Source organism: Pigmentiphaga sp. CHJ604, assembly GCF_036972535.1.
GTDB classification, from domain to species: Bacteria; Pseudomonadota; Gammaproteobacteria; order Burkholderiales; family Burkholderiaceae_B; genus Pigmentiphaga; species Pigmentiphaga daeguensis.
In genome coordinates this window covers 5,030,001-5,046,298 of the sequence record NZ_CP136998.1, presented here as the reverse complement: position 1 = coordinate 5,046,298, position 16,298 = coordinate 5,030,001, and the positions used below count along the sequence as shown (strand labels likewise).

15 protein-coding genes are annotated in these 16,298 nt (G+C 69.8%); 13 read left to right on the top strand and 2 right to left on the bottom strand.

Features of this window, described 5'->3' with window-relative positions:
• Positions 1-47: 47 nt before the first annotated feature.
• Positions 48-1,844, top strand: a complete 1,797-nt coding sequence (locus R4823_RS24180; RefSeq protein WP_132980522.1) for a CocE/NonD family hydrolase — start codon at positions 48-50, stop codon at positions 1,842-1,844.
• A gap of 71 nt (positions 1,845-1,915) precedes the next feature.
• Positions 1,916-2,923, top strand: a complete 1,008-nt coding sequence (locus tag R4823_RS24175) for a tripartite tricarboxylate transporter substrate binding protein (protein WP_132980523.1) — start codon at positions 1,916-1,918, stop codon at positions 2,921-2,923.
• Positions 2,924-2,941: 18 nt separating this feature from the next.
• Here the strand turns inward: R4823_RS24175 and R4823_RS24170 are convergent, their stop codons facing one another.
• Entirely contained in the window at positions 2,942-3,691 is a 750-nt protein-coding gene (locus R4823_RS24170) for an IclR family transcriptional regulator (protein WP_338616351.1), read from the bottom strand.
• A gap of 200 nt (positions 3,692-3,891) precedes the next feature.
• Between R4823_RS24170 and R4823_RS24165 the strand changes: the two genes are divergently transcribed.
• Genes R4823_RS24165 through R4823_RS24115 form a run of 11 tightly spaced genes read left to right on the top strand, consistent with a single transcriptional unit; the run spans position 3,892 to position 15,363 of the window.
• Positions 3,892-5,439, top strand: coding sequence for an acetolactate synthase large subunit (locus tag R4823_RS24165; RefSeq protein WP_087840727.1), 1,548 nt, complete (start codon positions 3,892-3,894; stop codon positions 5,437-5,439).
• A 49-nt stretch (positions 5,440-5,488) separates the two neighbouring features.
• Positions 5,489-6,283 (top strand): SDR family oxidoreductase, encoded by a 795-nt coding sequence (locus R4823_RS24160; protein WP_087840726.1) that lies wholly within the window; start codon positions 5,489-5,491, stop codon positions 6,281-6,283.
• A gap of 14 nt (positions 6,284-6,297) precedes the next feature.
• Positions 6,298-7,341 (top strand): glycosyl hydrolase, encoded by a 1,044-nt coding sequence (locus R4823_RS24155; protein ID WP_338616349.1) that lies wholly within the window; start codon positions 6,298-6,300, stop codon positions 7,339-7,341.
• A gap of 11 nt (positions 7,342-7,352) precedes the next feature.
• Positions 7,353-7,823, top strand: coding sequence for a VOC family protein (locus R4823_RS24150; protein ID WP_130355459.1), 471 nt, complete (start codon positions 7,353-7,355; stop codon positions 7,821-7,823).
• Between the two features lie 26 nt (positions 7,824-7,849).
• Complete coding sequence (locus R4823_RS24145) at positions 7,850-8,449, top strand: amino acid synthesis family protein (RefSeq protein ID WP_130355458.1); 600 nt, start codon at positions 7,850-7,852, stop codon at positions 8,447-8,449.
• Between the two features lies 1 nt (position 8,450).
• Entirely contained in the window at positions 8,451-9,299 is an 849-nt protein-coding gene (locus R4823_RS24140; RefSeq protein WP_130355457.1) for an alpha/beta hydrolase, read from the top strand.
• A 13-nt stretch (positions 9,300-9,312) separates the two neighbouring features.
• Positions 9,313-9,609 (top strand): NIPSNAP family protein, encoded by a 297-nt coding sequence (locus tag R4823_RS24135; RefSeq protein WP_130355456.1) that lies wholly within the window; start codon positions 9,313-9,315, stop codon positions 9,607-9,609.
• 19 nt (positions 9,610-9,628) lie between these two features.
• Positions 9,629-11,284, top strand: a complete 1,656-nt coding sequence (locus R4823_RS24130) for a bifunctional 3-(3-hydroxy-phenyl)propionate/3-hydroxycinnamic acid hydroxylase (protein WP_338616347.1) — start codon at positions 9,629-9,631, stop codon at positions 11,282-11,284.
• Positions 11,281-12,876 (top strand): sulfatase-like hydrolase/transferase, encoded by a 1,596-nt coding sequence (locus R4823_RS24125; protein WP_132980525.1) that lies wholly within the window; start codon positions 11,281-11,283, stop codon positions 12,874-12,876. The genes R4823_RS24130 and R4823_RS24125 overlap by 4 nt, the downstream gene beginning before the upstream one ends.
• A gap of 55 nt (positions 12,877-12,931) precedes the next feature.
• Positions 12,932-13,909, top strand: coding sequence for a tripartite tricarboxylate transporter substrate binding protein (locus R4823_RS24120; protein WP_132980526.1), 978 nt, complete (start codon positions 12,932-12,934; stop codon positions 13,907-13,909).
• A 26-nt stretch (positions 13,910-13,935) separates the two neighbouring features.
• On the top strand, positions 13,936-15,363 hold the full coding sequence (locus R4823_RS24115; protein WP_130355452.1) for an NAD-dependent succinate-semialdehyde dehydrogenase: 1,428 nt from the start codon (positions 13,936-13,938) through the stop codon (positions 15,361-15,363).
• On the opposite strand, the gene R4823_RS24110 is transcribed toward R4823_RS24115, so the two are convergent.
• A complete protein-coding gene (locus R4823_RS24110) occupies positions 15,350-16,273 on the bottom strand; it encodes a LysR family transcriptional regulator (RefSeq protein WP_165963313.1) in 924 nt (307 codons plus the stop codon). The genes R4823_RS24115 and R4823_RS24110 overlap by 14 nt on opposite strands.
• Between the last annotated feature and the right edge of the window lie 25 nt (positions 16,274-16,298).

Genomic DNA, 16,298 nt, shown 5'->3' with positions numbered 1-16,298 from the left:
CTGCGGCCGGAAACAGACAATCAATCAGAACAGGAAAGGGGACAGACATGCATTCCAAGCGATCTTTCATGGCCCTGGCCGCGGGGCTCGCCGGCGCGGCGGCCGTCGCCGCGCACGCCGCGCCGGGCAGCGGCAGGCCCGAGCTGCCGGCCGCGTATCCCCAGGCATGGGACGTGACGTTCACGCAGCGCGCGCCGCTGAAAACCGGCGAAGGCTTCTGCCAGCCCGCCGCGTCCGGGGCGTCGGGGCTCTGCTACGGGAAGTATCACGGGTTCGATCCGAAGAAGATCATCTACGCCAAGGGAACGCGTCTCTTTGCTTCCACGCTGCCGCTGGCCTGCGACATCGAGATGGACCAGGACGTCGCCATCACCTTGCGCGACGGCGTGAAGATCTATGCCGACGTGTTCCGTCCCGCCGGCCAGGACAGGCTGCCCACGATCATGGCATGGGGGCCGTACACGAAATCCGTGCCCCAGGACCCCGCCTGGGTCTATCCCAAGGGGATGCTGGATCCGTCCTGGATTTCCGGCCTGGCGGCGTTCGAAACGCCGGATCCCGGCTACTGGTCCTGCCATGGCTATACGGTCGTGAACGTCGATCCGCGCGGGGTCGACATGTCGGAAGGGAACATGCAGTCCTTCGGCCGGGTGAACGCGGCCGACGGCTACGAGGCCATAGAGTGGGCGGCCGGGCAGCCCTGGAGCAACGGCAAGGTCGCGATGCATGGCAGCTCGTGGCTGGGGATGGTGCAGTACCAGATTGCCGCGCTGCGGCCGCCGCACCTGGTGGCCATCGCCCCGATCGGGGTCCACATCTCGGATCTGTACCGCGACCGTCTGATGAAGGGCGGGATCCCCAACACGCGACTCAATACCTTTCTGCTCAGGAGCATGCGCGGATTGAATCTGTACGAGGAGCCTTCCGTCACGGCGCAGCGGCATCCGCTCATGAACGCCTACTGGGAGGACAAGATCGCCGACATGTCCCGGATCGAGATCCCGATGTACCTGGTCGGCAGCTACGGCCTGGAGATCGCCGCCGCCGAACTGGACGGGTTCCATCGGGTGGCGTCGCGCGACAAGTGGCTGCGCATCACGGAAAAGGGGTTGTGGAACGACCAGTACACGCCGGAGAACGTGGAGGACTACCGCCGCTTCCTGGACCGCTACCTGAAAGGGCTGGACAACGGCTGGGAGCGAACCCCCCGGGTCCGGATGACGGTGCTCGACCCCGGCGGCAGGAATCAGCGGCACGTGCCCGCGAGCGACTGGCCGCTGCCCGATACGCGATACCGGAAGGCCTACCTGGATGCGGCAACGGGCACGCTGTCGCCCCGGCCGGTCGGCGCGGCCTCGTCGGCGAGTTATGACGCCAGGACCGGGACGGCCGTGTTCGTCCATCGGTTCGACCGCGACACGCGCCTGATCGGATACCTGAAGCTGCGCTTGTGGGTCGAGGTGGCGGGGGGCGACGACGGGGACTTCTTCGTCACGGTGCAGAAGACCGGGGCCGACGGGAAAGTCCTGGAGACCGCCGAGGGATACAAGGAAACGGGGGGGCGGCTGCGGGCGTCGATGCGCGCGCTCGATGCCGGCCGGTCCAAGGACTTCATGCCGGTCCATGCCTTCCGCAAGCCTGAGCGCCTGCGGGCCGGCCAGGTCGTGCCGCTGGACATCGCCATCGCGCCGACGGGCATGGTGTGGCGCGCGGGCCAGGAGCTGCGGCTGACCGTGGCTGGCGACGCGCTGAAGGGTGTCACGGCGCCCAGCAACGCGGGCCGCCATGTCCTGCACACCGGCGGGAAATACCAGGCCTATCTGCAGCTTCCCGTCATCGACTGAAACGTAGTTCCCTCGCGCCATGCCTCGCACCGGCGGTGCATGGCCAGCAACGCGTATCCCAGGAGAATTGGATGAACCAGGTTTTCACGGCAGCACCCGCTTCCTTGTCCCCGCTGCGCCGCCACCTGCTTGCCGTGGCCGGCGTCCTGCTGCTTGCCGCATCCGGCGCGCAGGCCCAGACATGGCCGGCGCAGACGGCTTCCATCGTCGTGCCCTATCCGCCGGGCAGCGCCCCCGACGTGCTGGCGCGCGGCCTGGCCGAGCGGTTGAGCGGCGCGACGGACAAGACCGTCGTCGTCGAGAACAAGCCCGGCGCCAATGCCATCGTCGGCAGCGACGCCGTGGCCAAGGCTGCGGCCACCGGCAACACCTTGCTGCTGGTCGACCGGCTGACGCTGTCGGTCAACCCGGTGCTCTATGCCAAGCTGCCATACGCGGCCCGGGACCTGACCGGCGTGTCCGATGTCGCCAGCGTCGATCTGGCGGTCGTCTGCCGCGCCGACGCGCCGTTCAAGACCTGGAGTGAGATGATCGACCACGCGCGCAAGCATCCGGGCGCGCTGATGGTTGCCACGGGCGGCCAGGGCAGCGTGCACCATCTGAGCCTGGAACTGATCGAACGCCACTACGGCGTGCAGATCACCGACGTGCCGTACAAGGGCATGGTGCCGGCGGCGGCCGCCGTGGTGGGCGGGGACGTGCCCTGTGTGGTGACGGGGCCCGAGACCGTGCTCGAACACATCCGGTCGGGCCGGCTGCGCGGGCTGGTCGTGGGCAACGCCAGGCGTTCCCCGCTGATGCCCGACGTGCCGACGCTGGCCGAGGCCGGCGCGCCCGGCGATCTGCTGATCCCCACCCATTTCACCCTGTTCGCTCCCGCCAGGACGCCGCCGCAGGTGATCCGTGGCATCAACGCCGCGGTCGCGCGGGCACAGGCCGATCCAGGTTTCGTCTCGACCTTCGCGGCGCGCGGGCTGGTGATCGCGCCCGGCACGCCCGAGCAGGTGAACGCGGGAGTCGAGGCCGAGACGGCGCGCCTGGGCAAGCTGATCCGCGACGCGAACATCCGGCTGGAATGAGATGCGGCCCGAAGTGCCTCAGGCCTGCGCGCCCTGCGAGATCCTGCGCGTGATTTCCTCGGCGGCCTCGCGCAGCCGCCTGGTCAGGTATTCCTCGTTGAATGCCTGGAAGCGGTCCACCGATCCCACGGCGGTGATGCTGCCCAGTATCCGCTTGCGTTCGTCGAAGATGGGGGCCGCGATCCCGGCCTTGTCCGGGTCGAGGTCGCCGACGGACAGGCAATATCCCGCCCGACGTATCTCCAGCATGGCGCGCGAGAAGTCCTTCCAGCTTGCGCCCAGCCGCTGCATGTCCGCTTCCTGCGCGTGTTCGTCGTACAGGCGGCGCAACTGGCGAGGCGGCAGGCTGGCCAGTACCACGCGCGCCGTGGCGCTGCGCAGCAGGGCCATGGGGCGGCCGCGGCCGAAGCGCAGCGGCTCGGCGTCCCGGCCCGGGTGGTGGTGCACGGTGATGACCGTGCTGCCGTACAGCTCGCTCAGCAGCACGTTCAGGCCCGTTTCTTCCCCCAAGGCCTCGATCAGGTCCCGGCTCTCGGTAAGCATCGGGTCGTATTCGCGCATCTGCAGATCGAGCTGGATCACGCGCGGCCCCAGCGCATATCCCCCCGGAAGCCGCACCAGGAGGCCCACCGCGCAGAGCTCCCGGATGTAGCGATAGGCCGTGGCGGGCGCGTAGCCGAGCTGGTTGCAGATCACGTCGACATCGACGGCAGGCTGGTCGGGCCTGAAGAGGTCGAGGACGTCGAGCATGCGGCGAAGGCTGTTCATGAGAGGCGGATGGCGGGGAAAACGAAGCCCGCCAGGGTGCCGCAATGGCGCCGCTTTGGCAAGCCAGAGCCTTGCACTACCTCGTCTTGTTTTACAAATTTATCAAATAAGCAAATTTCTATCGAAATAATAGGGTCAATATTTTTATTAAATTTACATTTTTATCGAATAGCGATAATACTGAAAAAAAGGAGTTCGACATGACGACTGGAGCGCAAGCCTTGCTGGCGGCCTTGCAGGTGGAAGGCGTGGAGGTGTGTTTCGCCAATCCCGGCACGACGGAACTGGATGTCGTGCGGGCGTTCGACGCCGTGCCCGGCATGCGCTGCGTGCTGGGCCTGCAGGAGAACGTCTGCACCGGCGCCGCCGACGGCTACGGCCGCATGCGCGGCGTGCCGGCGGCCACGCTGCTGCACCTGGGGCCCGGCTTCGCCAACGGGATCGCCAACCTGCACAACGCCCGGCGTGCCCATACCCCGATCGTCAACCTGATCGGCGACCACATGAGCTGGCATCTGCCGGTCGATGCGCCGCTGACCTCCGACATCGAGTCGCTGGCGCGGCCGGTGTCGGGCTGGGTGCACCGGGTGGCCAGCGCCGGGGACGCCGCGCGGGCCGGCCGGGAAGCGGTGCGCGCCAGCCTGGCGCGCGGCGGGCAGGGCGCGACCGTGATTTTCCCGGCCGATTTCCAGGTGGGCGAGGCAGGCGCGGGCGATGACGCCGCCGGTGCCGATGCCCACGCGGAGCCCGTAGCCGCCCCCGACCTGGCGGCCTGCGCCGCGCGGCTGAAGTCCGCGCGCAAGGCACTGTTCCTGCTGGGAGGCGGAGGACCGGCCAGCGGCCTGGGCGCCCGCGGGCAGCGGGCCGCGGCCCGGCTGTGTGCCGCGCTGGGCGCGTCGGCCTACGCCGAGACATTCCCGTCGCGCGCCGAGCGCGGCGGCGGCCTGCCCGATTTCGATCGCCTGCCGTATTTCCCCGAGCCCGCCCGCGAGGTGCTGGACGAAGCGGATGTGGTCGTACTGGCCGGCGCACTGCCGCCCGTGACCTACTTCGGCTACGAGGGCCACCCCAGCCGGATGGTGGAGCCCGGCCGGCTGATGGCGCTGGGGGCGCCGGGCGAACCGGTGGCGGACTACCTGGAGGCGCTGGCCGGGATGCTGGAGGCGCCCGCCTGGCAAGACGCCGCGCCGGCGCCCCTGCCGGCGCAGCAGGGCCGGCTGACCCCCGCCGCGATCTCGGCCACGGTGGCGCGCCTGCTGCCCGAGGACGCCATCGTTTCGGTAGAGGGTGGCACCTGCGGCTATCCGTTCTACGCCGCTTCGGCCGCCTCGGCCCGCCACACCGCGTTGACCAATACCGGCGGCGCGATCGGACAGGGGCTGCCGGTGGCGCTGGGCGCGGCGATCGCCAGCCCCGGGCGCCGGGTGGTGGCGCTGCTGTCGGACGGCAGCACGCAGTACACGGTGCAGACGCTCTGGTCGCTGGCCCACGAGAATCTGCCGGTGGTCGTGCTGATCGCCGCCAATCACCAATACGGAATCCTGCGCAAGGAACTGGCGCGCGGCGAGCAGCCCGGTCCGCAGGCCGAGGCGCTGACCAGCCTGGACCGGCCGCGCATCGACTGGACGCGGCTGGCCGACGGCTACGGTGTGCCGTCCAGCCGGGTCGAGACGGCCGAGGAACTGGCCGAGGCCTTCGCCGCCGCGTGCGCGCGTCCCGGGCCGACCCTGATCGAAATGCAACTGTAGTGCCGGCGGCCTTTTGGGGCCGCGCCGACAACGATTCATTGGAGAAATGATGGACCTAGAACTGAAAGGCCGCGCGGCGGTCGTGACGGGCGGCAGCCTGGGCATAGGACGGGCGACCGCCGAGGCCCTGGCGGCCGAAGGCGTGAACGTGGCGATCGTCTCGCGCAACCAGGCTCAGCTCGACGCGGCCGCGCGCGAGATCCGCGCCGCGCATGGCGTGGACGTGCTGCCGGTGGCGGCCGATGTGTCCGATACCGCGCAGGTGGCGGCAATGATGGATCGCGTGGCCGGGCACTTCGGCCGCCTGGACATCCTGGTCAACGGCGCGGCCCATCCGGGCGGGCTGGTGCGCAGCGAGATCGAACTGGCCGATCCCGAGGGACTGCTGCAAGACATCAACATCAAGGTCGTGGGCTACATGCGCTGCGCCAAGGAAGCGGCGCGGCACATGAAGGCCGGCGGCTATGGGCGCATCGTCAACATCGGCGGCCTGACCGGGCGCGGCAGCAAGCAGCTCTCGGGCATGCGCAACGTGGCCGTGTGCCACATGACCAAGACCCTGTCGGACCAGCTCGGGCCTCATGGAATCACGGTCAACGTGATCCACCCCGGCGTGGTCGACACGCCCCACATCCGCGAGCTGTACGAGAAGGAAGCCGCCAAGCAGGGACTGAGCGTGGACGAGGTCGAGGCCAACTACATCCGCGCCACGCCAATCCGGCGCACGCTGACGCCCGCCGAGATCGCCGACACCATCCTGTTCCTGGCCTCGCCCCGTGCGGCCGCCATCACTGGCGAGTCGATAGGCGTGGACGGCGGCATCACGCGCGGCATTTTCCTTTGAGCGGGAGAGGAACCATGCAAGGCACGCTATTGGTGGGAACCGCCGGACAGGGCATCCTGCGCAGCGTCGACGACGGCGCGAGCTGGCACCGGCTGGGTCTGAAGGAAGCCATCGAGTTCGACGGCGTGGTCCGCTGCCTGGCGGTGGATCCGGCCGACCCGCGCCGCGTGTTCGCCGGAGCCGATTGCGGTATCTGCCTGAGTACCGACGGCGGCGCGCATTTCTCGCGCGTCGCCTCGCCCGCGGACGGCATGACGGTCTGGGCCCTGGCCATCGATCCGCTGGAGCCGTCCGTGATGTATGCCGGCACCGGCGCGCCCTCGCGCGCGGCCATGTTCCGGTCGCTGGACGGCGGCGCGAGCTGGACCCGGCTGCCGCCGGAGATCCCGGAGTTCTGCCGGGGCGTGAACCGGCCGCGCATCCTGGCCATCTGCGTGGACCCGGCGGTGGCGGGCGAGGTCTGGTTCGGCGTGGAAGAGGGCGGCGCCTGGCGCAGCGGCGACCGCGGCGACACCTGGACGCGCGTCGACCAGGAGGGCGCGCGCGAAGGCGCGATCGCCAATCCCGACATCCACGGCGTCACCATTCTCGCGCCCGCGGACGGGCAGCCCAGGAAGACGCTGGTGCTGTCGGTCAACACCGTCTATGCCAGCACCGACGACGGGCGGACGTGGGTGGGCGAACCCTCGCGCCTGCGCTTCGACGGCATGTACTACACCCGCACCGCCCAGCCCCTAGCCGACGGCAGCGCCTTGCTGCTGGCCATCGGCGACGGCACGCCCGGCACGCGCAGCCACATCTACCGCTCGGCCGACCGGGGCGCGACCTGGGAGCGGGCGCTGCTGCATGCCGCGCCCAATTCGACCTTCTGGGCCTTCGGCACGCACGCGGCCGATCCGCGCTTCGTGCTGGCCGGCACCAAGTACGGCCACCTGTTCCGCTCCATGGATGGCGGGCGCAGCTGGTTCAAGGACTGGCGCGATTTCAGCGAGATCACCTCGGTCGCGTGGACGCCCCACGTGGCGCCGGTGCACGCGCATCCGCAGTCCATTGCCTGAGGAGACACGCCATGCAGGACATCAAGCCCCGGATCACGCGCACGCATCTTTCCCTGTTCGTGGCCGACCCGTTCAAGTCGGGCCCCTGGTACGAGGAGGTGCTGGGCATGACCGAGACCGCGCGCGGCGAGAAGTGGGTGTTCCTCTCGTTCGGCGTCAAGCACCACGACATTGCGCTGATCCGCGCCGAGTCCGCCGACGGTTCGCCGCTGTCGCGCGGCCAGATCAACATGCAGCACTACGGCCTGGAGATAGACGGCGACGTCGACGAGTTGCGCCGCCTGTACGGGATGCTGCTGCGCAAGGGCGTCGAGGTGGTCAAGACCACCGACCACAAGGTCGGCTACGGCGTCTATTTCCACGATCCCGACGGCCATCGCCTGGAGTTCTTCTGCCACACGGTGCACGACGACGAAGAGGGCAAGCGCATCCTGCACCGGTATCACGCGCCCAGCGACCCCATCGACCTGCAGCCGCTCTGAACCCTTAACGAATCACGGAACCCACCATGAAATCCCCCAACTTCGGCCCCTACCATATCCGCAAGTGGTACCTCCAGATCGAGGACACGCTGGCCACCGAATCGGGCATGCCCGCCGACGGCGACCCGCTGCGCAAGATCGTCGTGGGCGCGGTGCTGCACAACCCCTACGCCGGCCGCCACGAGGACAACCTGGGCGCTTACATCGAACCCTCGAACCTGCTGGGCGCGGAGTTCGGCCGCCGCATCCGGGATGCCGCCGCCGGCACGCCCATCGAGAGCTACGGCAAGGCCTGCCTGGTGGGAGCGGACGGCGAGTACGAGCACGGCAACGCGCTCCTGACCACGGTGTTCGCCAACCCCGTGCGCGATGCGGTGGGTGGCGGCCAGTCGTGGGTGCCGTCCACCGGCAAGCGTGGCGGCCCGGGCACGGTCATCGACATTCCGCTGGCTCACAAGGACGCGCTGTACGTGCGCTCTCACTACGACACGGTGTCGGCCATGTTCAACGATGCGCCCAACCGCGACGAAGTGCTGATCGCCTTTGCCTTCGCCACGCGCGGCCGGCTGCATGCCCGCCTGGGCGGCTTGAAGGCGAGCGAAATCGTCGGCGACGGGCTGAATTGACATGGACCGCCGCGACCATACCGTCCGTTGCGCGGGCCTGAACCTGCACGTCGCGGACTGGGGCGATGCCGGCGGCTGGCCGGTGCTAATGCTGCACGGCATACGCAGCTTCGCCGACACCTTCGAGGGATTGGCCGGCGCGTTGCAGCCGGGCTACCGGGTGCTGGCGCTGGATCATCGCGGCCGCGGGCAGAGCGACTGGGACCCGGGTCGCAACTACTACACCGATGCCTATGTCCAGGACGTGCGGGCGGTGGTCGAGCAACTGGGGCTGTCCCGCTTCGATCTGCTCGGGCACTCCATGGGCGGCATCAACGCCATCGTCTACGCGGCGGCGCATCCCGACCGGGTGCGCAAGCTGGTCGTGGAGGATGCCGGACCGGGAGCCTTCGACGATAGCGATGGTGCCCGGCGCATACGCGCGGAGCTGTCCCGCACGCCCGAGTCCTTCGCCGACTGGAGCGCGGCCGAGGCCTTCATGCGCGAGATCCGGCCGACCGTGACCCCCGAGGCCATCGCGGCCCGGCTGCGCCACATGCTGGAGCCGCACGGCGGCCGCCTGCGCTGGCGCTACGACCATGCGGGCATCAAAGCCGCCCGGCTCGATCCGGACCCGGCACGGGTGGTCGACCTGTGGCCGCCGGTCCAGGCGCTGCGCTGCCCCACGCTGGTCTTGCGCGGCGGCCGGTCGGACTACCTGGGCGTGGCGACCGCCCAGGCCATGGCGGCGCGCAATCCGGCGATCGCCTGGCGCGAGATCCCCGATGCGGGCCACTACGTCCACGATGACCAGCCCGAGCGGGTCGCGCGGGCGGTCGCGGAATTTCTCGGCGCGGCCCCCGCGCCCTGAGGAGATACACATCATGATGGTGGAAATGCGGACCTACACGCTGGTGCCGGGCGGCGGCGCGGAATACCTGCGCATCTACAGGCAATCCGCCCAGGCGCTGCAAACGCGCATCCTGGGCAACCTGGCGGGCCTGTACCAATCCGAGACCGGCGAACTCAACCAGCTCGTCTTCCTGTGGGCCTACGAATCGCTGGACGAACGCGCCAGCCGCCGCGCGGTATTGGCCGCGGACGCCGAGTTCGCTGCCTTCCGCAAGTCGGTCCGGCACCTGCTGGTGCGGCAGGAAAGCCGCATCCTCGCGCAGGCCTGAGGCACATCGGAGATCAGGGATGAACAAATCCTGCGATGTGCCCGTGCTGGTCGTCGGCGCCGGTCCGGTGGGCGCGACGCTGGCCAATCTGCTGGGTACCTACGGGGTCGGCACGCTGCTGATCGACCGCAGCCCGGCGATCCTGGAGTATCCGCGCGCGGTGGGCCTGGACGACGAAGCCATGCGCACCTTCCAGGCCGCCGGCCTGGCCGAGGCCATGTTGCGCGACATGATCCAGAACGTGCCCATGCGCATGTACGGCGCCCGCAAGCAATGCTTCGCCGAGATACTGCCCGCCACGCGCGAGTTCGGCTGGTACCGGCGCAATCTGTTCTCGCAGCCCCTGGGCGAGCAGACTCTGCGCGCCGGCCTGGCGCGCTTTCCCCACGTCGCGTTGGAACTGGGCGTGGAGCTGCTGGCGCTGGAACAGGATGAGGGCGGCGTCACCGCGACGCTTCGTCGTGCCGACGGCAGCGAGCGCAAGGTCCGGGCTGCCTACCTGCTGGCCGCCGACGGCGGCCGCAGCACGGTGCGCGAAGGATTGCTCAAGCTGCCTTTCGGCGGCCAGACCCACGCCCATAAGTGGGTGGTGATCGAGTGCGACCAGGACCCCCTGGATGCGCCCTATACCGCGCTGCATTGCGAGCCCACGCGTCCCTATGTCTGCCTGAAGCTGCCGTATGGCCTGCGCCGCTGGGAGTTCATGCTGTTCGACGGCGAAGACGAAAGCCAGATCCTCGATCCGGCCAAGGTGCGCGAACTGCTGGCGCCGCACGTGCCGGATCCTGAAGCGTTGAACGTGATCCGCGCGCGCGTCTACACCCATCATTCGCGCATCGCCGGGTCCTTCGTGGCCGGCCGCGTCTGTCTGGCCGGCGACGCGGCCCACCTCACGCCACCCTGGATCGGACAGGGGCTCAACGCCGGTCTGCGCGACGCCTGCAATCTTGCCTGGAAGATCGCGTGGATTGTCGGCGGCCGCCTGCGTCCGGAGGCATTGCAGTCCTACCATGACGAGCGGCACGCGCATGCCAAGGCGATGATAGACCTGGCCGACCGGTTCGGCGCGGTGCTGTCGCTGCGCAACCCCTGGCTGGCCCGGCTTCGCGACGCGTTTTTCGGCGCCATCCGTGGCATTCCGGCGGTGCGCGACTACGTTCTGCAAATGAAGTTCAAGCCCATGCCCCGGTATCGCGCCGGGGTCGTGCAGGATAGCGGCCAGGCGGCGCGCGACGATCGCGTCGGCCGCATGTTCATCCAGCCGCTGGTGGAGAAGGACGGCGGCGATTTCCAGAAGCTGGACGATGCGCTCGGCCCGGGCTTCGCGTTGCTGATGCGCGCGCCCGCCGCGCCGCTGCCGCCCGGATTGGGCGAGGGGCTGCGGCGCCTGGACTGCCGGCTGGCCGCCGTCGCGCTGCCCCGCAGCGGTCCCGCGCCGGGTGCGCGTCCGCCGTCGCCAGCCGGCATGAGCCTGCTCGAGGATACCGAGAACGCGCTGCACCGCTGGTTCGCGGCGGCGGGCGCCGATTGGGTGCTGCTGCGTCCCGACCGCTACGTGGCGGCGGCCGGCAGGCACGCCGACATGCATGGCGCGCTGGAGCGTTTCGTTGCCCGGTTCGTGCCGGCCCCGGCCGCGACGGCAGCCGCCACGCCCGTCCTGGAGGCCGCCGCATGAGCGCGCTGAACGACACCCCGACCCCCGCGGCGCGCAACGTGCTGTTCATCATGTGCGACCAGCTGCGGGCGGATGCCTTGTCCTGCTACGGCGGAGGCGGCGCGCTGCGCACGCCCAACATCGATCGGCTGGCGGCGATGGGCACGCGCTTCGAACGCGCCTACGTCAGCTCGGCGGTGTGCGGGCCGTCGCGCACGTCGTACTACACCGGCCGCTATCCCGGCTCGCACCGCGTGACCTGGAACCGGGTGCCCATGCCGGCGGACGAGTGGAGCCTGGGCGACTACCTGGCCGAGGCGGGCCGCGACTGCTGGCTGCTGGGCAAGACCCATTTCGTGCCGGACCGGCGGGGGCTGGCCGCGCGCGGCCTGTCGGCCGATGGCGCGGCCGGCGAGCGGCTGATGGAAGGCGGCTTCAAGGTGCTGGAACGCTATGACGGCCATTTCGAGATGGACGCGGGCAGCGGCTATCGCCGCTACCTGATCGAGCGCGGCTACGACCGCGACCGGCCCTGGGAACGCGACGTGATCGGCAGCACCGGCCCGGACGGCAGTTTCGCCACGGGCTGGCTGCTGCGCAACGCGGGTCTGCCGGCGCGGGTGGCCGAGCGAGACTCGGAAACCGCCTACCTGACCGACCGGGCGATCGATTTCATCCAGGACCAGGGCGAGCAGCCGTGGGTGCTGCACCTGTCCTACATCAAGCCGCACTGGCCCTACAAGGCGCCCGCGCCCTACCACGACATGTACTCGGCGCAGGATGCCGCCGCGCCCGTGCGCGGCCAGGCCGAGCGCGAGCGTCCCCATCCGGTGCACGGCGCCTACCAGCGCCACGAGGAATCCCTGTCGTTCGCGCGGGACGAGGTCTGGCGCGCCGTGCGGCCCGTCTATATGGGGCTGGTCAAGCAGATCGACGACCACGTCGGCCGCCTGCTCGATCACCTGGAGCGCGCGGGCCGCTTGCGCGACACGCTGATTGTCTTCTGTTCCGACCACGGCGACCTGCAAGGCGACCACTGGCTGGGAGAGAAGGAGTATTTCTTCGAAGGGGCGGTGCGCGTGCCGCTGATCGTCTACGACCCGTCGTCCGCCGCCGATGCGCGTCGCGGCCGGGCCGTGGCCGAGACGGCCGAGTGCGTGGACGTGGTGCCCACCATTTTGGACGCGCTGGGCCTGGACGTGCCCGCGCATCGCGTCGAGGGGCGGTCGCTGCTGCCCTGGGTGCGCGGCCAGGCGGGCGGACCCCCAAGGGAGTTCGCCGTCGGCTTCCTGGACTATGCCTATCGCGAGGCGCGGCTGTTCCTGGACCGCGGGGTGACCGAGTGCAACGGCATGATGCTGGCGGACGGCCGCTACAAGTTCTTGTATTGGCAAGGCCTGCGCCCGCAGCTGTTCGATCTGCGGGAGGACCCCGGCGAATTGCGCGACCTGGCCGAAGAGGCCTGGGCCGCGCCGGTCCTGCGCCGCATGGGCGACGCGCTGTGCGACTGGGCCTGGCGCCGCCAGCGCCGCTGCACCGAGACCTTCGAACAGGTCGCCGCCCGCACGCATGCGCACGAACGCATGATGAACATCGTCATCGGGCGCTGGTAGGCCCGCTTCCTCGTGGAGGCCGGAGCATCCGGCCCCGTCGTCATCGGAGAGCATCATGGCAAGTCTGAAGTCCCTTTGCGTCTTTCTTGCGCTGGCCTGCACGGCGTGCCTGCCGGTCCGGGCCGAAACGCCCTGGGGGCCCGAGCAGGTCCGCATCGTCGTTCCCTACCCGCCTGGAACCGAACCCGACGTGCTGGCCCGCGACCTGGGCAACCAACTGGCCAAGCGCACCGGCAAGGTGTTCGTGGTGGAGAACAAGCCCGGCGCCAACGCCATCATCGGCGCGGGCAACGTGGCGAAGTCGGCGGGCGACGGTTCGACCCTGCTGATGGTCGACCGGCTGGCGCTGGTCGCCAATCCCTTCCTGTACGCCAACCTGCCCTACGACTGGCGCAAGGAACTCAAGCCCGTGGCCGACGTCGGCCACATCGACCTGTACGTGGCCGTGCGCAGCACCCTGGGCGTGAACGACTACAAGAGCTTCATGGAGAAGGCGCGCGCCGGACGCGGCGCCATCAACGTCGGCACCGGCGGGAATGGCCACGTGTCCCACCTGGGCATGGCCATGCTGGCCGCTTCCGAGGGCGTGGACTTCACCTACGTGCCCTTCAAGGGCGTGGCGCCCGCGCTGACCGCGCTGCTGGGCGGCGAGGTCGACGCCTTGATGGCCGGCGGCCTGGTGATGAGCCAGCAGGCGCAGGGCGGCAAGATCAAGGTGCTGGTAAGCGGGGCCGACAAGCACAGCGGCTTCATGCCCGAGGTGCCGACGCTGGCCGAGGCCGGCGGCAAGCCCGGGTCGATCCCGTCGACGGTGTTCTCGGTGTTCGCGCCGGGCACGATGTCCGACGCGCTGGCCGCCCACATCAACAAGGAGATCCGCACGGCGATGGACGACGCGGCGCTGCGCGGCAACTACGGCAAGCGCGGCGTGGAGATCCGCGTACCCGCTCCCGAGCAGACGCGCGCGGAGATGGAGCGCGATGCCGCCGTGTACGGCCCGCTGATCAGGAAACTGGGCGTGACGGCGCAATGACGACACCTCGAAACAGGAATGCAGACATGTACCGCAAGCTGGCTTTCTACATCGACGGCGAATTCCTCGGCGGCGACGCAGGTTCCGGCGGCGAGGTGGTCAATCCGGCCACCGGCCAGGTCATCGGCCGTCTGCCGCACGTGGGCGCGGCCGAACTCGACCGTGCCATCGCCGCCGCCGAGCGCGCGTTTCCAGGCTGGCGCCGCACGTCGCCCCTGGCACGGTCAGACCTGTTGCGGCGGGTGGCGGCGCTGGTCCGCGAACGCGCCCCCCGCGTCGCCCGGGACATCACCCTGGACGAAGGCAAGCCGCTGGCCGAGGCCCTGGTCGAGGTCGAGTCCTGCGCCGAGCACCTGGAGTGGCACGCGGAGGAATGCCGGCGCATCTACGGCCGCGTGATCCCGCCGCGCCAGAGCGGCGTGCGGCAATTGGTGGTGCGCGAACCGATAGGCGTATGCGCGGCCTTCTCGCCGTGGAACTTCCCGTTCGCGCAGGCCATCCGCAAGGTGGCCGCCGCGCTGGCGGCGGGCTGCACGCTGATCCTGAAGGGGCCGGAGGAGTCGCCCAGCGCGGTGGTCGCGATCGCCGAGCTGTTCCACGATGCCGGTTTTCCGCCGGGCGTGCTCAACATCGTCTGGGGCGATCCCGCGGCGATTTCCCGCCACCTGATCACCGCGCCGGCCGTGCGCAAGATTTCCTTCACCGGGTCGGTGCCGGTGGGCAAGCAACTGGCCGCGCTGGCGGGCGCGCACATGAAGCGGATGACGATGGAGCTGGGCGGCCATTCCCCGGTGCTGGTGTTCGCCGATGCCGACATCGACCGGGCGGCGGCGATGCTGGCGCGCTTCAAGCTGCGCAACGCCGGCCAGGTATGCGTGTCGCCGACCCGCTTCTACGTCCAGCGGGCCGCCTATCCGCGTTTTCTGGATGCCTTCGCGCAGGCCATGGCCGAGACCCGGTTGGGCGACGGCCTGGAAGAAAACACGCAGATGGGGCCGCTGGCCAACCCACGCCGCGTGGCGGCCATGGCGGCGCTGGTCGAGGACGCGGTGGGACGCGGCGGCCGCATCGTGACCGGAGGCGGCCGGCGCGACGGGCAGGGCTTTTTCTTCGCCCCGACGGTGCTGACGGATCTGGCCGACGATGCGCGCATCATGCAGGAGGAACCCTTCGGCCCGGTGGCGCCGGTGGTGCCCTTCGACACCGAGGACGAGGTCCTGCGGCGCGCCAATGCGCTGCCCTTCGGCCTGGCTTCGTACGTCTTCACCGAGTCGCTGAAGACGGCCACGCGCGTGGCCGACGGACTGGAGGCCGGCATGGTGAACATCAACCATTTCGGCATGGGCCCGGCGGAGATCCCCTTCGGCGGAATCAAGGACAGCGGGATGGGAACCGAAGGCGGCGCCGAGACCTTCGACGGGTACCTCGTGACCAAGTTCATCACGCAGGTCTAGTCCAGGCTTCGCCGGGGCCGGCGCGCAGCATCCGGATGGCGAGCTCGCAGGCGGGATGCCGCTCGCCGGCGCGCAGCAGGATGGCGCCTATCTGCTGCGGCGGCAGCGCCAATCCTTCCACGCAGGACACCGTGCCCGCTTCTTCCAGCCGCCGCGCCTCGCTGCGCGGCGCCAGCGCCAGCAACGGCTGGGTCTCGACCAGCCGGACGTCGCCCGGCCCCAGCGTGGATACGATGCCGGGCGCGGGCGGGGTCAGGTTCTCGGCCAGGAACGCCTGTTCCACCAGATGGTGGGCGAAGGTGCCGGGCGGCGGCAGCACCCAGGTCTGCCCCGCCAGTTCCTCCAGGCTGGCCGTCCTGCCCGCCAGGGGATGATGGCGGCCGCACACGATCGCATAGCTCTCGGCGTACAGCGGGTGGTATTCGAAGTCGGGCAGGCGGAATCCCGCGTCGCAGCGCCCGAACGCCACGTGGATGGACTTGGCCGCCAGTTCGCTGTGCATCTGTTCGCGCGTGCCGTGGCGCAGGCTGACGCGCACGCCGCGTTCGGCCAGGGCATGGGGCAGGGCCGTCGCCACCACTGCTTCGGCGATGCGGGTCAGGCCCAGGCCGAGCGGCGTATCGCCGGCGCGGCCGCGCCGGGCGGTGTCGCGTTCCAGGTCTTCCACGTTGCGCAGGATCGCGCCCGCCCGTTGCAGGGCGGCCTTGCCGGCCGGCGTCCAGGCCAGTCCGTCGGGCGTGGGCTCGAACAGCGGGTCGTGCAGGATGTCGCGCAGATCGCGGATGGCCTTGGAGACGGCGGGCTGGGTGATGTGCAGCAGCTGGGCCGTGCGGGTGACGCTGCCGAGTTCGCCCAGCATGACGAGCAGGCGCAGGTGACGCAGGGTGAGTCGGCGGATCAGGTCGCTCATGGGCATAAACCGCGGGTTATGGGCG